At 56.6% G+C, this 19,182-nt stretch carries 19 protein-coding genes; 12 read left to right on the top strand and 7 right to left on the bottom strand.

Annotated elements, in window-relative coordinates; all coding sequences use genetic code 11:
* Window positions 1-20: 20 nt before the first annotated feature.
* Window positions 21-695: a carbonic anhydrase gene (locus HUW35_RS14380; RefSeq protein WP_181252945.1), complete on the bottom strand. Its 675-nt coding sequence runs from the start codon at window positions 693-695 to the stop codon at window positions 21-23.
* Between the two features lie 125 nt (window positions 696-820).
* Between HUW35_RS14380 and HUW35_RS14375 the strand changes: the two genes are divergently transcribed.
* Entirely contained in the window at window positions 821-1,771 is a 951-nt protein-coding gene (locus HUW35_RS14375) for a hydrogen peroxide-inducible genes activator (protein WP_255463323.1), read from the top strand.
* Window positions 1,772-1,786: 15 nt separating this feature from the next.
* On the opposite strand, the gene HUW35_RS14370 is transcribed toward HUW35_RS14375, so the two are convergent.
* Window positions 1,787-2,254 carry a DUF3429 domain-containing protein gene (locus HUW35_RS14370; RefSeq protein WP_181252943.1) on the bottom strand — a complete coding sequence of 156 codons (468 nt, stop codon included), beginning with the start codon at window positions 2,252-2,254 and terminating at the stop codon, window positions 1,787-1,789.
* Between the two features lie 70 nt (window positions 2,255-2,324).
* Here HUW35_RS14370 and HUW35_RS14365 point away from each other — a divergent pair, with 70 nt between their 5' ends.
* Complete coding sequence (locus HUW35_RS14365; protein ID WP_181252942.1) at window positions 2,325-2,588, top strand: DUF3081 family protein; 264 nt, start codon at window positions 2,325-2,327, stop codon at window positions 2,586-2,588.
* Between the two features lie 13 nt (window positions 2,589-2,601).
* On the opposite strand, the gene HUW35_RS14360 is transcribed toward HUW35_RS14365, so the two are convergent.
* Window positions 2,602-3,222 (bottom strand): tRNA-(ms[2]io[6]A)-hydroxylase, encoded by a 621-nt coding sequence (locus HUW35_RS14360; RefSeq protein WP_181252941.1) that lies wholly within the window; start codon window positions 3,220-3,222, stop codon window positions 2,602-2,604.
* A 222-nt stretch (window positions 3,223-3,444) separates the two neighbouring features.
* On the opposite strand from HUW35_RS14360, the gene HUW35_RS14355 reads away from it, so the two are divergent.
* Window positions 3,445-4,437: a hypothetical protein gene (locus HUW35_RS14355; protein ID WP_255463322.1), complete on the top strand. Its 993-nt coding sequence runs from the start codon at window positions 3,445-3,447 to the stop codon at window positions 4,435-4,437.
* A gap of 28 nt (window positions 4,438-4,465) precedes the next feature.
* Here HUW35_RS14355 and HUW35_RS14350 read toward each other — a convergent pair whose 3' ends face one another.
* Genes HUW35_RS14350 through HUW35_RS14340 form a run of 3 tightly spaced genes read right to left on the bottom strand, consistent with a single transcriptional unit; the run spans window position 4,466 to window position 6,355 of the window.
* Complete coding sequence (locus HUW35_RS14350; protein WP_181252940.1) at window positions 4,466-4,912, bottom strand: hypothetical protein; 447 nt, start codon at window positions 4,910-4,912, stop codon at window positions 4,466-4,468.
* A 7-nt stretch (window positions 4,913-4,919) separates the two neighbouring features.
* A complete protein-coding gene (locus tag HUW35_RS14345; protein ID WP_181255734.1) occupies window positions 4,920-5,846 on the bottom strand; it encodes a lipid kinase in 927 nt (308 codons plus the stop codon).
* Window positions 5,847-5,893: 47 nt separating this feature from the next.
* On the bottom strand, window positions 5,894-6,355 hold the full coding sequence (locus tag HUW35_RS14340) for a DUF1289 domain-containing protein (protein ID WP_181252939.1): 462 nt from the start codon (window positions 6,353-6,355) through the stop codon (window positions 5,894-5,896).
* A gap of 381 nt (window positions 6,356-6,736) precedes the next feature.
* Between HUW35_RS14340 and acnB the strand changes: the two genes are divergently transcribed.
* The 8 genes from acnB to HUW35_RS14300 all read left to right on the top strand — a co-directional run bounded on the left by acnB (window position 6,737) and on the right by HUW35_RS14300 (window position 17,560).
* Window positions 6,737-9,352: a bifunctional aconitate hydratase 2/2-methylisocitrate dehydratase gene (acnB, locus tag HUW35_RS14335; RefSeq protein ID WP_181252938.1), complete on the top strand. Its 2,616-nt coding sequence runs from the start codon at window positions 6,737-6,739 to the stop codon at window positions 9,350-9,352.
* A gap of 214 nt (window positions 9,353-9,566) precedes the next feature.
* A complete protein-coding gene (locus HUW35_RS14330) occupies window positions 9,567-9,857 on the top strand; it encodes a coiled coil domain-containing protein (protein ID WP_181252937.1) in 291 nt (96 codons plus the stop codon).
* 246 nt (window positions 9,858-10,103) lie between these two features.
* Window positions 10,104-11,417, top strand: a complete 1,314-nt coding sequence (locus HUW35_RS14325; protein ID WP_181252936.1) for a cytochrome c — start codon at window positions 10,104-10,106, stop codon at window positions 11,415-11,417.
* Window positions 11,414-11,911, top strand: coding sequence for a (2Fe-2S)-binding protein (locus HUW35_RS14320; protein ID WP_181252935.1), 498 nt, complete (start codon window positions 11,414-11,416; stop codon window positions 11,909-11,911). The genes HUW35_RS14325 and HUW35_RS14320 overlap by 4 nt, the downstream gene beginning before the upstream one ends.
* Window positions 11,904-14,225: a xanthine dehydrogenase family protein molybdopterin-binding subunit gene (locus tag HUW35_RS14315; RefSeq protein ID WP_181252934.1), complete on the top strand. Its 2,322-nt coding sequence runs from the start codon at window positions 11,904-11,906 to the stop codon at window positions 14,223-14,225. Before HUW35_RS14320 ends, HUW35_RS14315 begins: the two co-directional genes overlap by 8 nt.
* 126 nt (window positions 14,226-14,351) lie before the next feature.
* Window positions 14,352-16,439, top strand: a complete 2,088-nt coding sequence (locus HUW35_RS14310; protein ID WP_181252933.1) for an Ig-like domain-containing protein — start codon at window positions 14,352-14,354, stop codon at window positions 16,437-16,439.
* 137 nt (window positions 16,440-16,576) lie between these two features.
* Complete coding sequence (locus HUW35_RS14305) at window positions 16,577-17,008, top strand: hypothetical protein (protein WP_181252932.1); 432 nt, start codon at window positions 16,577-16,579, stop codon at window positions 17,006-17,008.
* 54 nt (window positions 17,009-17,062) lie between these two features.
* The gene (locus tag HUW35_RS14300; RefSeq protein WP_181252931.1) at window positions 17,063-17,560 is read left to right on the top strand and encodes a hypothetical protein; all 498 of its coding nucleotides are present in this window, start codon (window positions 17,063-17,065) and stop codon (window positions 17,558-17,560) included.
* A 30-nt stretch (window positions 17,561-17,590) separates the two neighbouring features.
* On the opposite strand, the gene HUW35_RS14295 is transcribed toward HUW35_RS14300, so the two are convergent.
* Window positions 17,591-18,154, bottom strand: a complete 564-nt coding sequence (locus HUW35_RS14295) for a hypothetical protein (protein WP_181252930.1) — start codon at window positions 18,152-18,154, stop codon at window positions 17,591-17,593.
* Between the two features lie 177 nt (window positions 18,155-18,331).
* Between HUW35_RS14295 and HUW35_RS14290 the strand changes: the two genes are divergently transcribed.
* Entirely contained in the window at window positions 18,332-19,177 is an 846-nt protein-coding gene (locus HUW35_RS14290) for a DUF72 domain-containing protein (RefSeq protein WP_181252929.1), read from the top strand.
* Window positions 19,178-19,182 lie beyond the last annotated feature (5 nt).

Raw genomic sequence — 19,182 nt, 5'->3', positions numbered from 1 at the left:
TATCTTCCCTGGAATTAAAATCAGCTGCAGCAGGCGCCGCTCGCGGCGGTCTCGGGCAGATCACCGAAGATCGCGCGATAGCGCTCGTCCATCGGCTTGAAGTCGCGGGCCTCTTCATCGAAGCAAAGCACCTCGCCGCTGCCGATGTTGTATACCCAGCCATGCAGGGTCACGCGGCCGCTCGCCAGGCCGGTGGCTACAGACGGATGGGTACGCAGGTGCTGCAATTGCTGGACCACATTTTCACAGGTCACTTCATCGAGATTTTGAGTGCTGAGAGTTCCTTTACGGTCGCGCACAACCTCGGTCGCAGAACGGCAGTGGCTCAGCCACTCCTTTACGTGCGGCAGGCTATCCAGTTTTTCCGGCTCGATTGCGCCTTTCATTGCACCGCAGTCGGTGTGACCGCAAACAACGATGTGGGAAACACCCAGCGCAGCGACTGCAAATTCAATGGAAGCGGTCATGCCGCCGGTCTGGCTGCTGTGCGGCGGCACCACGTTACCGGCGTTGCGGCAGATGAATAGTTCGCCCGGCTCGGTCTGGGTAACCAGGTTCGGATCGATGCGGGAATCCGCGCAGGTGATGAACAGAACTTCGGGGCTCTGCCCGTCCGCAAGCTCAGAAAAACGGGCCTTTTTGGCAGGGAAGACTTCCTTCTGAAACTTCGCTACACCAGAAATCACATGATCCATAAGAACTCCTTACAAATGAACAAGACTGGGCAAAAACGTTGGAATCCATTATTTTTTGATAGTTCAATAAGTTAAAATACTATTCGTTGATAACATTTAGTTATCACATGCTCCGTGGAGAACCCGTGCCAACCCAACCGCAAGCCCCAACATTCCGCCAAATCGAATACTTTGTGACCATTGCGTCGCGAGCCAGCTATCGCCGCGCAGCGGAAGATTTGGGCGTCAGCCAACCGGCACTGACAACCCAGATACGCGCACTGGAATCGCTCCTCGGCCTCCCCCTTTTCGAGCGCTCCAGATCCGGCACCCTACTTACACCAGAGGGGCGTGAACTGCTCGAACAAGCACGCAAGATGCTGTTGGTCATGCGCGAATTTCGCGAAAATGCCGACACCATTGCACAGGGATTACAGACCACCTATAAGCTCGGGGTGCCCCCTACCCTGGGCCCTTACCTGCTGCCAAACGTACTCCCTGCCCTGCACGCGCTCCATCACCGGTTAAAGCTGTATGTGCGGGAGGGGCCACCCCGTAACCTGCTGCGTGGGCTCAGTGAGGGCAGCTATGACATTGCGATCGTGCCCCTTCCTGTAGACCGCGATGACCTGTCGGTCGAACCCTTGTTTACCGAACCCCTGAAGTTTGTGGTTCCTGCGGATCACCGCCTGGCTGGTAAAAGCACTATCAGCCCCTCCCAATTGCGCGGGGAAAAAGTGCTGACACTTGAGGGACAACACCATTTCCACCACCAGGTGCAAGAAATCTGCGAACGCCTGGGTGCAGACCTCCAAAGAGACTACGAAGGCACCAGTCTCGACACTTTGCGACAAATGGTGGTGATGGGGCTGGGCGTAGCCTTCCTCCCGGGCCTTTACGTGCATTCAGAGATGCACAACCCGGAAGCACTGCATGTCAGTGAGCTGAGGTCGAAGCCGATCCGACGCCAACACGGCTTGGTATGGCGCGCGAGTGCACCGAGTCGCCGCCTGTATCGGGAGCTAGCCGCACAGATCCGGGAGATCGTGCAGGAGCGACTGGGCGATGTGGTGGAAGTTACCCGGGAGATCCGCTAGACGGGCAACGCCCGCTCAACGCCAAAGAATTGCAATCATTACCAGATGACAAGCAATCACCAGGTAAGTGACTCGGCTGCGAGTGGAGAAATAACCCGATAGAAACGAAACATTGGGCTTGAGTCGCGCCTCGGCGCGCTCTACAAACAGGTAGGCTACTGCGAGTACAGGAAGGGCTAGCGGCGATTGATAAAGTAGCAGCGCGACCCAACCAACCAGGGCAATCACATTGCTCAACACCATCAACGGCAGGCGGTGCACGTGATCCACACGGTTCAGGGCTCCGCCCCACCACACGCCGCACAGGAAACTGAGAATGACACAGCTATACGCGGTGAACCACAAGCGACCATCCACACCGAACACAGAGTATCCCGCCAAGCCCATCGCGATACCGATAACAAATGGCACCACACCAAAATAGGCGAGCCAGTTGAACAGACGGGTATTGCCGTTATGCAGGGCCTCGTCGGAAACATTCATGTAGTCTACGCTGGATAGCCGGAAAGAATTCACGCCTCTAAGCTTAGCTCAACCAATAGCGGGACCACCCATGGAGCATGAACAGAAAATTGACGTCAAACAGGCGCTGCGCGTGTTCGACAAGATCACCAAGAACGGGGAAAAAACCGCGGAGGGATGGCGCTACCGAGGGCTCACCGCCGAGACTGACTTCGACGGTTACACGGTCTTCATCCGCTCAAAAAATGTCGAACTGACGATCTTCTTTCACAACAAATTTACCGTGAACTACAGCCGCGCTTTAGATCTCGAAGACTTTATCGAGCTGATGGACAAAATCGACCGCAGTACCTAGTTGGCCCGTGGAATCAGGCCAACCCGGGCACGCCGCTGTGAAAGCGGAACTCGCCATCACCACCTTCCACCAGCCCGCGCTCCACTTCCAGAAGCGCCCTGACACGAGGCTGGATATCTTCATCGCTGGCATTCTGGGCCAGCGTCAGATAATCACGAAAATGACGCGCCTCAGACTTCAGCAGCGACAGGTAAAATTTTTGTAGCTCCTCATCCAGATGCGGCGCAATTCGGGCAAACCGCTCACAGGAGCGCGCCTCAATAATTGCCCCACAGATCAGGGTGTCAATGAGCCGGCCCGGTTCCGCGCTGCGCACTTCACTGCGCAGCCCTGCCGCGTAGCGTGAAGCTGTGAGATGCGGGTAGGCGATGCCGCGCTTTTTCATGATTGCGATCACCTGCTCGAAGTGGCGCAACTCTTCCCGCGCCAAGCGCGACATCTTGTTGAGCAGGTCAAAATTATCCAGGTAACGGAACATCAGATTGAGCGCCGTGCCCGCCGCCTTCTTTTCGCAGTTGGCATGATCCACCAGCATCAGCTCGGGCTCCGCCAGCGCGGCATCAATCCAGGCGTCGGGGGTGCGACACAGCAGAAATTCGTGGATGGCTGAGAGATCGGGTACTTCGATTGACATTGGCGCCTGGCAATTTTTACAGAGGAACTGGGTCGGGCAACCGCATGCTCTAGGCGCAGCTGCCCACGGGCCGCGAATTATACCGCCTCCCCCCGCCTTGGCTAACTTTGCGGTGAATTTACGCCCAAGGTCGCTACGAAGTGGCAAATTTATTGGATGCGAGATATGATAACGACTTATTAAGTGGATACTTTAAAAGCAAACTAACCGAGGAAAGACAGCTTGCCTTCCACAACCCAATCAACCGCGCACAAGCTGTCAGCGATCAACCGGCAGATACCCCAGGCCATGGGCGACATGCACCGTTTTGCCACAGAATTGAAAGAGGCTCTGGAAACGCTCGAAAGTGGTGCCCTGCACTGGGAAAGCTATTTGTTACAACCGGCATTCGCACAGGACGCCGCCACTTTATTGAATGGCGATTTCTCGGCGCCATACCGACTGTCAGCTGCCCTGTTCGCCCAGCTGGATTACTGCGACGAAACCAGCACTGGCGATGCGCGCCACACCTTGCAGATACCGGGGTTACTGGCGGTGCCACAGCGCATCATCCCCCTCGCCCAACAGCTCAATTCGGCAAAACTCGCCATCCAGCAACTCACCAGCGAATACAAAAGCCTGCTCTCTGATCGCCCTATCCTCGAACGCAACGAGCGGCTGCGCGATGCACTCGCAGATGCGGGCTATCCGCGTGCACATCTGCGCCAGTGCTACCGGCAGATACTGCTTTGCGCCGAAACCCCGGACGCGATCGCCCTGAGCTGGGTCAAGGCGCGCAAATCGATTCGCAAGGTATCGGTGCAATGGTGTGAAAGAAAGCTGGTGCAACTGGATCCACTGGGAGAGGACACCGGCATCCAGTACCAGCGACAGATCCTCGCAGACCTGCGCCCCAGCCAGCACAGCCTGTTGCGTCAGGTCCAGGTACAGAGCCGGCCAAACCTGCAGGCCGCTGAGATCTTCTACGGTGATGACAACTGGGATGGCGAGAATAGAGGGGGGATGGACGGTGAAAAAGGTAGTGAGCGCTACAGGCAGATCGGTTATTCGGCCATGCCGATACTGGTAAAAAGTGAGGACTCTAGGCGCCTGCCGGAATTTACCCGGGTTGAACACACTCCCCCGGCAAGCCGCAGGCGACAGCGGCGCGACCTGAAAATTGCACCGCAACCGCTATTGCCGGCATTGCGCGTGCACCTTTACGGCTCATCTTGACGGCGTTTCGATGCGGGCGCAGATCGACTCAGGGCTCGCCGAGAAATTCTACCAACCTGTTTATAGCGCCATCGACGGCGCCACGGCATTCCGCCAGCAAAGAGGAAGACTCCTCTTCCAGCACACTCAGATCCTCGTTGTGCAAAAATGCCTGCATCCCCCTCTCGGCCTCGAGGCGATGCCCCATCACCCCCGCCACCTGATCTTCGGTAAATAAGGTTTCCAGGCGCTGCTGTAGCTCCTCAATGGCTTCCTTGTCCCTATCGGGCTCACTTGGAAGCTCACCTTCCGCTCTGATCTCCTGCTCCAGCTGTTCGGCAAGACGCAATCGCTCATTCGCGAGCGTGTTGCAGATTTTACTGGCCGCGGAATCCTGTAAAAATTCTGCAGTGCACTGGTAAAGATCTGCACTTTCCTGCATCGCCAGATGCAGATCACGGAGTGCCACCTGGCGGTCGCTGCGCATCAAGGTCATCGTATTGTCACCTTCCAAGTAACGGGGAATCTTTCGGCACTATCATTTTCAGTGCAGCTGACTTTACGGAAAAATTGGCCGGAGTTTGGGTGACCGGCTCGCCATCCGCGTGAATTTCCATCGCTTCAGGTTTTGTCTCCACATACAGCTCGCGCGCAGATACGGAAAACGTCCGCTTGGCGAGATCGTGTCGCCCACCGCGCAGCAGTGGCGCAAGCGTGAGTAGTTCCCACACTGTCTGCGGACGCAGACTGTAAATATGCAGAAGGTTGTCGTCGATCGTCGCGTGCTGATCGACCACATTACCGCCTCCATAAAAGCGACCATTACCCACCGCCAACTGAATAGAGCGCATGGCATGCTCCTTGCCATCCACGCGAATCCGGAGTTTAAACTGGCGGTGGCGCGATAGCGCAGAAGCAAACGCCTTCAAATAGCTGAGCACACCCCAGCGTTGTTTAACTTCTGGCGTCAACTCTTCAGTGACCTTCACACCCAGACCGAGATTGGCCACATTGAAAAAGTAGTGTGCATTGACCACACCCAGATCCACCTTTGCAGTATCGCCGCTGCAGATGGCTTCAAACGCCTGATCCAGGTTTTCTATTCCCAATGATCTGGCCAGGTCATTCGCAGTACCGAGCGGAAGAATGGCAACGGGGAGTCCACTGTCGAGCAGCGCGGGGATACAGGAGCTCACCGTCCCATCGCCCCCACCAACAATCACCAGGTCAACCGCGGTTCGCCGCTCCCGGATAGCTTCGCAGGATTCCTCGGGCGACTGGGACTTTACCGACTCCAGTTCCGTGCCAGATTCTTTTAGCCGTGCCAGACCGGTATCCAGATCTGCATTACCACCCTGCCGGCTACCCGGATTCAGAATCAGCAATGCGCGGCGGCGCGCTTCAAGATGCGGTTCGGATGGATGACTGATAAGGCAACTCCCTGCGCTTGATGTTCGAATGAGGCCGCTCGGCAGCGTCAGGCCGTCTGCAGCCCTGGTGCGACAAAGCGCTGGTAATAGGCCAGCGACAGCGCATAGAAGTCTTCGTCTATGCGCCGGCGCAGATCCACCAGCGGCACACCCCGTGCCTCAGGGGTTGCTCGCAGCCCGTAAAGGGAAAGCTCAGATATCTGGCTGGCCCCGGCGCGCAATAGTTCAAATACCCAGCAATAAGGGTTCTGATCTTCATTGAAGCGGATCTGCTGGTGGCACATCTGGGTCAGCAGGAGGTTCTGATCCACGATTTCGAGCTGACTTCGCACGGCATTTGCAAGGTAACCGTCACGGCGCTCGGCTATGATCCGGCGCTGTTCTTCAGAATAGGCATTCCAGTCGATCACTTCATGGGCAAAACGCTTGCAGCCGCGACAAACATTGTCGCCAATACCGGTAGAACAGACACCGATGCAGGGCGTGCGTACTTTTTTATAGATCGCCATGAAGCGGATTTACCTCGTCGTCCGGGCGGGCCAATAAAACATGTGAAATGAGGTCGCAGAGGATAGCATTTTGCGTGGCGTATTCGTCCCCCGATTTCGGGGGCAGCACCATTCACGTAATGGATATAGCATGCGTCAAATGCGATTGATTCGCACTTAAGAAACGATCAAAACGCGACCTTTATTTGTTTAATGAATGCCGATGATTCGCGTAAGTTATTGATTTTTCAGCGAACTTAACAGGGATCTCTGTTTCATTGTAGAATTCGCCACCCGCTTCCAGCGGCCATCGATGTAAATCGGGGTTCGGTTGGCGAATTATCCGCATCCGGATTCCTGGAAAGCTGTTGGTTTTACCCCACACACAAGAGGGAATTATCCGTGCTTGAAGCCTATCGCAAACACGTCGCCGAGCGCGCCGAACAAGGTATCCCACCCAAGCCCCTGAACGCCGAGCAGGTTGCCGGCCTGGTTGAACTGCTGAAAAACCCGCCCGCCGGTGAAGAGCAGGAACTGCTGGACCTGATCACCAACCGCGTACCGCCGGGTGTGGACGAGGCCGCTTACGTAAAAGCCGGTTTCCTCACCGCCATCGTCAAGGGCGAAGCGGAATCTCCGCTGATCGACAAAGAACACGCCACCAAACTGCTGGGCATGATGCTGGGCGGCTACAACATTGCCACCCTGGTAGACCTGCTGGACGACAAAGACCTGGCCGAGCTGGCAGGCGAGCAGCTGAAGGGCACCCTGCTGATGTTTGATGCCTTCCACGATGTGGAAGAGAAAGCCAAAGCCGGCAACGAAGTCGCCAAGGACGTGATCAAGTCCTGGGCTGAAGGTGAGTGGTTCACCAAGCGCAACAAAGTGCCCGAGAGCATCAAGGTTGCGGTATTCAAGGTCACCGGCGAAACCAACACCGACGACCTGTCCCCTGCCCCTGACGCCTGGTCCCGTCCGGATATCCCGCTGCACGCGCGCGCCATGTACAAAATGACCCGCGAAGGCCTGGAGCCGGAAGAGCACGGCGTTACCGGTCCGATGCAGCAGATCGAAGATGTGAAAGCCAAAGGCCTGCCGGTTGCCTTCGTCGGCGACGTAGTTGGTACCGGTTCTTCGCGCAAATCCGCCACCAACTCCGTACTGTGGTTCTTCGGTGACGACCTGCCGGGCGTTCCGAACAAGAAAGGCGGCGGCATCTGTATCGGCGGCAAAGTAGCCCCGATCTTCTACAACACCATGGAAGACGCTGGCGCGCTGGTATTCGAAGCGCCGGTTGACGACCTGAACATGGGCGACATCATCGAGATCCGTCCGTACGAAGGCAAAATCCTGTCCGAAGACGGCAAGGTTCTGTCCGAGTTCGAACTGAAGTCCGACGTGCTGCTGGACGAAGTGCAGGCCGGTGGCCGTATCAACCTGATCGTCGGTCGCGGTCTCACCACCAAGGCCCGTGAATCCCTCGGCCTCGGTGCTTCCGAGCTGTTCCGCCTGCCGGAGCAGCCGAACGACACAGGCAAGGGCTTCACCCTGGCTCAGAAGATGGTCGGCAAGGCCTGCGGTATGGAAGGCGTGCGTCCGGGCACCTACTGCGAGCCGAAGATGACTACCGTCGGTTCCCAGGACACCACCGGCCCGATGACCCGCGACGAGCTGAAAGACCTGGCGTGCCTCGGCTTCCAGGCCGACCTCACCATGCAGTCTTTCTGTCACACCGCGGCCTACCCAAAGCCCGTTGATATCGACACCCAGCACACCCTGCCCGATTTCATCATGAACCGCGGCGGTGTTTCCCTGCGCCCGGGTGACGGCATCATCCACAGCTGGCTGAACCGCATGCTGCTGCCGGACACCGTTGGTACCGGTGGTGACTCCCACACCCGCTTCCCGATGGGCATCTCCTTCCCGGCCGGTTCCGGTCTGGTTGCGTTTGCCGCTGCCACCGGCGTTATGCCGCTTGATATGCCGGAATCCGTACTGGTGCGCTTCAAGGGCGAAATGCAGCCGGGTATCACCCTGCGTGACCTGGTACATGCAATTCCTTACTACGCAATCCAGGAAGGCCTGCTGACCGTCGAGAAGAAAGGCAAGAAGAACATCTTCTCCGGCCGCATCCTCGAGATCGAAGGTCTGGACCACCTGACCGTAGAGCAGGCGTTCGAGCTGTCCGACGCCTCTGCCGAGCGTTCCGCCGCTGGCTGTACCATCAAGCTGCCGGAAGAAGCCATCTCCGAATACCTGCGCTCCAACATCACCCTGCTGCGCTGGATGATCGCGGAAGGCTACGGCTCCAAGCGCACCCTGGAGCGTCGCGCACGCGCCATGGAAGAATGGCTGGAGAAGCCGGAACTGATGAGCGCCGACGCAGACGCCGAATACGCCGCGGTAATTGAGATCGACCTGGCGGAAGTCAAGGAGCCGATCGTCTGTGCGCCGAACGACCCGGACGACGCCCGCCTGCTCTCCTCTGTTGCTGGTGACAAGGTAGACGAGGTATTCCTCGGCTCCTGTATGACCAACATCGGTCACTTCCGCGCTGCCGGTAAACTACTGCAGCAGCATAAAGGTGGTATCTCCACCCGCATGTGGATCGCTCCGCCCACCAAGATGGACGAGCACCAGCTGATGGAAGAAGGCTACTACAACATCTACGGCGCAGCCGGTGCGCGCACCGAGATGCCAGGGTGCTCCCTGTGTATGGGTAACCAGGCACGTGTAGCCCCGAACAGCACCGTACTGTCCACCTCCACCCGTAACTTCCCGAACCGCCTAGGCGACGGTGCCAACGTGTACCTGACCTCTGCGGAACTGGCCTCTGTGGGTGCGATCCTGGGCAAACTGCCGACTCCAGACGAGTACCAGCAGTACGCTGCCAACCTCAACTCCATGTCCGCGGAAATCTACCGCTACCTGAACTTCGACCAGATTGAGGAATTCCAGAAATCTGCCGAAGAAGGTAAGCGCATCGCCGCGACCGAGATTCAGGATGTTGCTGTTTAAGTAACGGACTGAAGCTCGACAAAAAGCCCCGCCCTTCCCGGCGGGGCTTTTTTATGCCAGCCGAAAAATCACCCTGAAAATCTGTAAGAACCAAACCTGTGGTATTTCAGGGTACGCAGATCCTGAGATGTTATGCCGACCTTGCGATGGCGTGGTGCGAATCATTGCTACACTGTTTTCCGGCATGGCGAACACTCTGAATAAGGAAAAGGCAATGAACGACAAGGAACTGTATAAGCAGAAAAAAGAGGCTCAGCTGGATCAATGGAAGGCGGAGCTAGACAAGCTTAAGGCCAAAGCCTCGGAAGAAAGTGCCGACAGAAAACGGGAACTGAACAAAGAAATTGAAAAGCTGGACAGCAAGATTGATGAGGGAAAAGCCAAGCTAGCGGAAATAGAAGACGCCAGTGAAGACGCCTGGGACTCAATCAAAGAAGGCATGGATTCCGCCTGGGACTCGCTGAAGCATGCCTTCAGTGATGCAGCGTCAAAATTCAAGAAGTAGCAGCCATCTTACAATCAAATAAGTGCAAAGGCGGGCAAGTTGCGCCAGCGGCGCACCGTTCTATCAAATCACCTTACAAGTGACGATGCTGCCGCCAACGATGGTTTTATTGATCGATAATTACGAATCCCGTCTGGCAAGCTGCTATACAGTGACTGATTTTCTGAATTCCGCCCGAACTGTGCCAGCGCTACCACTCCAAGAATAACCGCGGTGCAGTAACCAATTACTGCCAGAGGCTTCGAAATGGGAAAATCCCTGACTACTGCGCTTGTTGTGGTAGCGATCATCCTCGCCGCACTGTTCTTCCTGATACGCAAGCCTTCGATCGCAGAAGTGGACCCCGTGCCGCCCTCCTCGTTCAATGCGGAACAAATAGTGCGCGGTGAAATAGTGGCCGGTATTGGCAACTGCGCCACCTGTCATACCACGGACGAAGACAAGCCTTACGCCGGTGGCCGGGACTTCTCTACCGGGTTCGGCACGCTCTATTCCACCAATATCACGCCACATCCCCGGCACGGCATTGGGCGCTGGTCACGGGATGCGTTTGTGCGGGCAATGCGCAAGGGTGTTGCGCGTAATGGCAACTATCTGTATCCCGCGTTTCCCTATACACATTACAAAAACCTGTCGGATGAAGATCTGGATGCGCTATACGCATACCTGATGTCCCGCGAGCCTGCTGCCTATACCCCACCTGAAAACGCGATGCGCTTTCCATTCAATCTGCGATTTTTGCAATGGGGATGGCAACTGCTGTTTTTCGATGAGGAGCCGTTGCAGCCCAATCCGCAGCAGAGTGATACGTGGAACCGCGGGGCCTATCTCGCAGAAGGCGCCGGCCACTGCACTGCCTGTCACTCGCCGCGCAATGCCTTCGGCGCGGAACAAAAAGGCAGAGCCTACGCCGGCGCGTTGATCGACAACTGGTATGCGCCAGCACTGAATGCCCAACAGCCGGTGCCGATACACTGGGACACCGAGTCACTCTACAGCTATCTGCGCGATGGGCAGGCAGACTACCAGGGCGTCGCGGTGGGATCGATGGGCGAGGTGGTTCACAAGGGATTGCGACAGGCGCCGGACGAAGATATCCGTGCGCTCGCTATCTATCTGGTTTCACTCGGCGGGCCGCAAGACACCAATGCGGCCAGCGAGCAAGCGCGCCAAATAATGGATGCCGCGCAGCAGCGTAGTAACAGTGCGCGCAGCCATGGGGAGCATCTCTACATCACCGCGTGCGCCGGCTGTCACTTCAATGCTGCGGGCGCGCCCCTTGCGCTGCGTGCAGAACTGAGCCTGAACAGTGCCGTCACTGCCAGCGACCCCACCAACCTGTTGCGTGTGCTGTTGCAGGGTGTACCGGCCAATGAGGGCACGCCCGGCATCGTTATGCCAGATTTTGCGGTGCTGAAGGATGAAGATATTGCGAGCCTTGTGGATTTCCTGCGCCAGCGCGCGGATTTGCCGCCGTGGCAAGGAGTGGAGAAACGCCTGAAAGCGCTTCGCCAGCAATTGGGAGATAACAACAAGTCACGGCAGGGAGGGAACCAATGAGCATCAAGTTCCAGGTAAATGGCGAGGCGGTGGCCGTGGATGCCCCGGAGGATACACCGCTACTGTGGGTCATCCGCGACGATATCGGCCATACCGGAACCAAGTTTGGCTGCGGCATCGGCTTGTGTGGTGCCTGCACCGTGCACGTTAACGGCCGCGCGGTGCGCTCGTGTATTACACCGGTAAGCAGCGTTGCAGGGACCAAGGTCACCACGATCGAGGGCCTATCACAGGGCGGCGAGCACCCGCTGGTCCAGGCCTGGGTAGAGGCGCAGACGCCCCAGTGCGGTTACTGCCAGCCCGGCCAGATTATGCAGGCAGCGGCCATGCTGAAAGACTTCCCCGACCCCACGGATGAGCAAATCGACCAGGTGATGAGTGGCAACCTGTGCCGCTGTATGGCCTATGTGCGTATTCGCAAGGCCATCAAACTGGCCGCCAGTCGCATGCGTGCCGATGCCACTGAAAATATGCCGGGGGCGGATCATGCTTAAGTTTCTACAACGCGACGCTAAGGAAGAGGGCGCGCCCGATCTGGGGCGACGCGGTTTTATTATCGGTATGGCGGGCGCCGGACTGACGTTTGCCTTCGCACGCTCTCCACTTAGCCTCGCGGATCCCACGAGCGCCATTGTACAAGGCGCTTATGAGCCCACGGTGTGGTTCCAGATTCAGAAGGACGGCCATATTGTGGTAAATATCGCCAAAGCCGAAATGGGTCAGCACATCGGCACCGCCCTCGCCCGCATTGTCGCCGATGAACTGGAAGCCGATTGGGCGCAGGTCTCACTCAACTACGTGGACAGCGACCCCAAGTGGGGATACATGGTCACGGGCGGCAGCTGGTCGGTGTGGCAGAGTTATATGCCGTTGAGCCAGGCCGGCGCGGCCGGCCGCACCGCATTGATCGAGGAAGGCGCGCGCCAACTCGGTGTGCCCACGGATCAGTGCCGCGCGCGCAACGGGCAGATAACCGCCGGCAATCGCTCGATCAGTTACGCCGAGCTGGTACAGAGCGGCAAGCTCAGCCGCAGCTTCAGCGAGGATGAGCTGAAGAAAATGCCGGTAAAAGCCCCTGCCGAACGTCGATTGATCGGCGGCCCCACAAAGGCACTGGATATTCCGGACAAGTCCGACGGCAAGGCAATTTACGGTCTCGATGCCCGCGTTGATGGCATGGTGTATGCCCGCCCGATCATCCCGCCAACCCGCTACGGCACCAGCGTCAAAAGTCTCGACGACAGTGCGGCGCGCAATATTCCCGGCTATCAGCAAACCATCGTGCTCGAAGATCCTTCCGACACGGTCCCCGGCTGGGCGATGGTGATCGCCGACAGCTTTCATGCGGCGAATCGGGCAGCGCAAAAAATCACCGTGGACTGGGCGCTGGGCAAAACCGCGGATGTGGATGAGCAGGCCATTTTAGATCGTGGGCGCGCACTAATTGAGAATGGCGACGCCGGTGTCGTGGTGGTGGACGACGGCAACGTTGAAAATGCGTTTGCGCAGGCCGAGCAAACCATCGAAGCGGAATACATCACCCACAGTGTCCTGCACTTCCAGATGGAGCCAGTCAACGCGCTGGCCCTGGAAAAAGACGGTATCTGGGAAATACATACCGGCAACCAGTGGCAATCGCTGATCCTGCCCACGCTGGCGAAAGCACTGGGCGTGAAAGAAAGCCAGGTGGTGATGAAAACCTACATGCTGGGTGGCGGCTTTGGTCGCCGGCTCAATGGCGACTATGCGGTGCCCGCAGCACTCACCGCCAAGGCGCTGGGTAAGCCGGTCAAAATGGTGCTGACCCGTGAGGGCGACGTCCGCTTCGACTCCTTGCGTTCGCCCTCGGTACAGCGGATACGAATGGCATTTGATGGCGATGGCAAGGTCATCGGCATGGAGCACCACGCCACCGCCGGTTGGCCTACGGAGGTTATGGCACCCTCGTTTCTCGCCGATGGTGTCTCCGGCGGCAAGTACGATCCCTTCGCGATTCAGGGTGCGCTGCACTGGTATTCCATGGGAGGCCATCGACTGCGGGCCATTTCCAACGACCTCGCCAACGCCACCTTCCGCCCGGGATGGCTGCGCTCGGTGGGCTCTGGCTGGGTTAACTGGGCACTGGAAAGCTTTATGGATGAAGGCGCCCACAAAGCAGGACAGGACCCTATCGACTTCCGACTGGAAAAACTCAAGGCCGAAGGCAAAAACGCCGGGTCTGCGCCCAACGCTGTGGGCGGGGCCAGTCGGCAGGCGAATGTACTGCGTCGCGTGCGGGAAATTTCAGACTGGGGAACCGACATGCCTGCAGACACCGGGCTCGGCGTGGCGACGACCTATGGCCAGGAGCGCAATATGCCCACCTGGACTGCCTGTGTAGCCCGCGTGCGCGTGGACCGCAGCACGGGACGTCCCACGGTGGAAAAACTCACCCTGGTGACCGATGCCGGAACGGTAGTACACCCGGATGGCGCCCGCGCGCAGGTGGAAGGCGCGGCGCTGTGGGGCGTCAGCCTCGCCCTGCACGAAGGCACCCGGTTTGAGAAAGGCCAGGTGATCGACACCAATCTCAACAGCTACACACCTTTGCGCATTCGCGACGTGCCCGAAATCGAAATGGAGTTTGTCGATAGTACCGAAAACCCGGTCGGTCTCGGCGAGCCGGCAACCACAGTGGTCGGCCCGGCTATTGCCAATGCGATCTTTGCCGCGGTTGGTGTGCGCATGCGTACACTGCCGATGCGCGCAGAGCATATTTTGCAGGCACTCAAGAGCGAGTCCGAAAAATTGTCAACTGAATCAGGGTAAATACGCGGTCGATGCATTGCATTCAGGACAGGAGATACCGTACTGGCAATAACAGCAATAAGGTGAAAAAATCCGGGGTAGCAAATCAGATAATAAGTAAATTCCAACAGATCGGCAGGACGCTATATGATCATTACCGCCATACGGATATCCGTAATCACCGCTCTCTTTCTGGTCATTTCCGGGTGTAGTTCAGGCGATAAAGACAACGACAAGCCCGATACTGACCAACCTGCCGCTCAAATAATAATCACCTACCCAGCAAATAATTCTGTCGTAGCAGAGTCCGTCGTTACCGTGCGGGCTGATATCCCGGTTTCTGCGGGAGTACAGAACGTAAAACTGATTATCGACGGTATCGAAATCGTGGAAGACCGCGATGGAGCGCCATGGGAAATTGAATGGCCCGCATACTACTGGGCCGACGGGGCACCCCACACTCTACTCCTGAAAGGGACCACTGAATCCGGTACTGAAATCAGGAACGAACAACAGTTTCAGGTTACCGTCAGTACTGCGGCGAAAAATGGCCTGAAATTTGAAGACGGACTGGATGGGCAAATTTTCCAGGACATTTCCTCGTTACTCGTTGATTTCGAAGATTTTCCTGACGCCACCGGTTACGAGCTGGTGTACTCATCTAATGACACCTCCGAGACTATCCCCCTAGATGGTTCAGAAGGCAGGATTGAGGGTCTGCAAGTCGGGCAATACTACCTGCAGTACAGGGCGCTAAAGGAGCTCCAGGGGGGGACGCCCCTAAAAGGTCCACTGACAGACCCTATCCAGATAGAAATCTTGCCTCCAGCCCTACCGGCTACCAATGAGCCTGAAGTCACCTCGTCCGAGTCTGCCTACAATATATTCTTGTCGTGGGAAAGCATTGATGTAGAGAGCACATATACGATTTTTCTGTATGAACCAAATAGTGAACTTCCGATAGAGTACTCTACAGAAAAATCTTCGCTGACCATTTCTGGTGTAGACCAAGGCCAGTATGAGTGGCAGTTGATGAGAACCAACGCTTTCGGGCATGAGTCCGAAACTTCCGCCAGAGCGCCTATCGACGCAGGTGTATTCAAGCAGTATTACGGCGGATCCGGCGATGATGTGGCCAAGCAGGTGATCCCGTCACAAGACGGTGGTTATATTGTCCTCGCGAACACGAAATCTTCGGAAATATCCCAGACTAATGATACCCACGGAGAAGACTGGGTATTCAAGGTCGACGAACAGGGTGCCATACTCTGGCAATTTGTATCTGCCGCCCCAGGCAGGGACCGCCTTCAAGATATTATCGAGTTGCCCAATGGGGAAATAATTGCGGTAGGAAATGATTGGGAGAGCCAACAAGCTATGGCTCTCAAGCTTACTAGCAGCGGCGAGCTTGCATGGGAAATAGTTTATCGCCCTGAGGACATTACCCAGAGATATGACTTCAGGGATACCGCTATCGCAAATGGCGAAATCTATATTTCGAGTGCAGAATGGGGGGATGGAAGCTGCTCCGGCTGTACTCAAGTCATCAATTATTATCTTCACACAATAGATTCTGTCAGTGGACTCGTATCAGAGCCGACCGCCATACCAAACATATCTGGCCTGAAAATCAATCATGTCGCTGAGCTTGCGGCTAACCGTAACGGTAACCTTATGATTTCCGGCTATGCATACCCGGAAAACAATGACTCAGGTCAATTCTGGGGAGGGGCATTCCTTCAGGTTTTGGACACAGAGCTCAATCAAACTGCCGTTTGGGACAATGTAGGCATTGAGTTTCAGGCAAACGTCGGCGACGTCATTCAGTTATCAAACGATAACTACCTGGTAATAGGACAGCGTCCAGAAGCATATGAGCCCGCGATTTCACTCATCGCCGGTAGTGGCTCGTTCATAAGAAGTTACGCCGGTGAAAACGGATATGAGGGGTACTCGAATGATTCGATTGCACCTGGGGATAGTGGAGACTTCTACGGCCTATTCGAGCTACAGTACCGATCCTCCTACTCGGGTTACATTGCTGTCATGAAATTTAATGCAGCGCTGGAGATAGAGGCCCAAGTGCCCTTGACGGATATATCGGGGAACTCCGGTACCGCGGGAATACTGTACAATGCAGACAAATCGTTTACGCTTCTTTTGACGGAAACTCGGAACTATCAATCACGTAATGACGTCCTGCTTACCAAAAGAGTGATTGAAATGCCTCAGTAAGCACTGCGAACTTACCAGACAGTCATCCGGATAACTCTTTCCATTTGAAAGCCCTGCTCCCGTAGGGCTTTTCGGCGTAAAATCCACCACCTTCCAGCTTCATCCAGGCCGCCCAAGGCCATTATCCAGGACATAAAATGAAACTGCATTGGGACATCATTAAAGACTGCACTCCAGCCGAATCTGCGGCAAGTGAAGACACTGAGCATGCCTTACATCTCTGCGAATTCAAAGGCGAGTCAGACCGCGATGTACAACTGGCGATCAATACCTCTATTGACAAGGCCTGCGACCTTTTGGAACAAAATATTCAGGACGACTCCAGATACCTGCTGTTTGAGTGGAATGCCAAGACCTCAACACTCACCATCGTGGTAACCGACGATGGGAAAGAGCGGGACTCACGGGAAGTTGTACAATGTCATTTCGCCGCAAATGATATAGCACTGAACCCTGATGATATTCAGTTCTGGATCAGGGATTACCTGACCACCTGTACGCAGTTCCTGCACTACTCACTGATTGCCGCATTTCACCGCGATTCGCGCGCGGATTGCACGTTGCTGTAAAGTACCAACCAGCGCTTGAATCCTGAAACCTTAAACCGCCTCCGGAACTGACTGATGTCCAATCTGGACTACCTCGGCACTAGTGCCCCGTCCATGGTGCTTTACCTTCCGCACCGCCCAAATGGTCTCGATCGCCTGGTAAGAACGCCGGATGCCCGCCTGTTGATGGATGGCAATTCGAACCATTGGCGCAAGATCGTGACATTACTGGCCAAGGTCGCGTGCCCCGATGAGGACTGGAGGGGCTTTCGGGATGAGGCGCTGTTTCAGCATACGGCGCTGTGCTTTGCACCGCGGCTCATAGACGGGGCCACGTGGCACTGGATTGGCGGGAAGGAGAATTTACTGCGCTTTGGGCTCGAGGTCTCAAACGCCGAGGCTCTGCCCGACGCGCCGGACGTGGCCATCGATATTGAAAATCGGATACTGCTGACGCCCTACCCTGACTACCGCCAGCTCAGCAATGCAACGGTAAGCCAGATCCGCACGGCGCTGACCGCGGCGGGGTTCTTTACAGCCGACCTGGGGGCTACTTTCAGCAGCAGCCCCTGAGGGGAAGATACACTTTATGTACAGGCCGGTTTAGCGACGGGAAAGCGTTGATCCACGGGCATCCAGTCCCGCCAGAATGGCCTTCATCTCATCGGCCTCCTCCTGGGCTTTCCTGGCTTTAGCGGCAGCCATGGCCGCTTTTTCGGCTTCGATACCCGCCTTGATCGCCCGCTCTTTGGCAGCACTGCCGGTGCGACCGGTTGCCAGCTTTTCTTTTACCGGTTTTTTCGGCTTTGTGGTCGTGCTGGCTGCGGGCTTCACGCGGCTCGCCCGCGGCTTTGGCTTGGGTGCCAGTGCAGATTTGGTGGTGCCGGGCTTGACCGTCTTGATACCAACAAGACTCTTGGCGTTGAAGGAGTCCAGCGCCTCCTCCACCAGCTCCTGCAACTCCAGGCGATCCTCTGCCACAGCGAACAGGCTTGGAGTGAAAGCGCTGGCACCGAATTTCTTTAGCTCTTCGTAGAACGGGTGATCGATACCCAATGTAAGCGCGGTCTGGATTTGCTGAAAGCGGGCTTCCGGGGATACCCCTTCGCGCGCTGTGCCCACCCATACTTGATCCGTGTCTTCATTAGTCAGGGTAAATACGATCATAGAGCCTCAGTCAACCTCTTCGAATTCAGTCCCATGGATCAGCGGTGACTCACCCGTCCACCACATTCTGACCCACCAAAAGGCCGCGCATTCTAATGATTTAAAAGTAAATGTGCAGACTTGACTTGAGGAATACTGTCGTTACATTTGCTCCGGAATATTTATCACTGCAAAACCATGGATCTCCCCTATTTCCTCGGCTGCCCGCAATGGCAGCACCCGGCGTGGAGCCCCCGTTTACCGGCAGGCGCAACACCGCTCGAACGCTACAGTCAGGTGCTGAATTGTGTTGAGGGTAATACCACGTTCTACGCCACACCGACCCAGGCGCAATGCGTGCAGTGGCGAAGACAGGTTTCGGATGACTTTCGTTTCCTGCTCAAATTCCCACGCAGTGTTTCCCACGATCACCTGCTCGCCCCACCGGAGAAGGTGGTACGGGATTTCCTGGAAATCATCTCCCCGCTGAACGACGTGCTGGGCCCCTTTTTGCTGCAATTGCCCGCTGCTTTCGGCCCTCAGCACCTGGACAACCTGTGGCGCTTTCTGGACAAGCTCCCTGCGCCATTGACCGGCGCGGTGGAAGTCCGGCACCCCGCGTTTTTTCAGAAAGGAGAGGCCGAGCGCGCACTGAATCAGGGCCTGCGCGCCCGTAATAGCGCCCGGGTGTGTCTGGATAGCCGCGGTCTATTCTCGGCAAAAGCCGATAGCCCGTCGATGATTGACGCACAGCGCAAGAAGCCCAATGTGCCGGTGCATGTGTTACCCGTGGATGCGCCCCCGGTGATTCGCTATATCGGGCACCCGGAACTCGAGAGCAACCGCGGGTTCCTGGCCCCCTGGGTCGAGCGGGTCGCCGGCTGGATAGATCACGGACTGCGCCCATTCGTGTTTATTCATATGCCGGACAACGGCGACGCGCTGAATCTGGTCACGCTCTGGAGTGAACTGCTGCACGCCCGCTTGCCGCAGGCGCCAATTCTGCGCTTCAACGAAAAACAGCCCCAAATGGGGCTGTTCTGAGAAGC

Origin of the sequence: Microbulbifer sp. YPW1, assembly GCF_013367775.1 — a bacterium.
Lineage (GTDB): Bacteria > Pseudomonadota > Gammaproteobacteria > Pseudomonadales > Cellvibrionaceae > Microbulbifer.
Note: the sequence above shows the minus strand (reverse complement) of the source record. Positions and strands in the feature narration are given on the sequence as shown.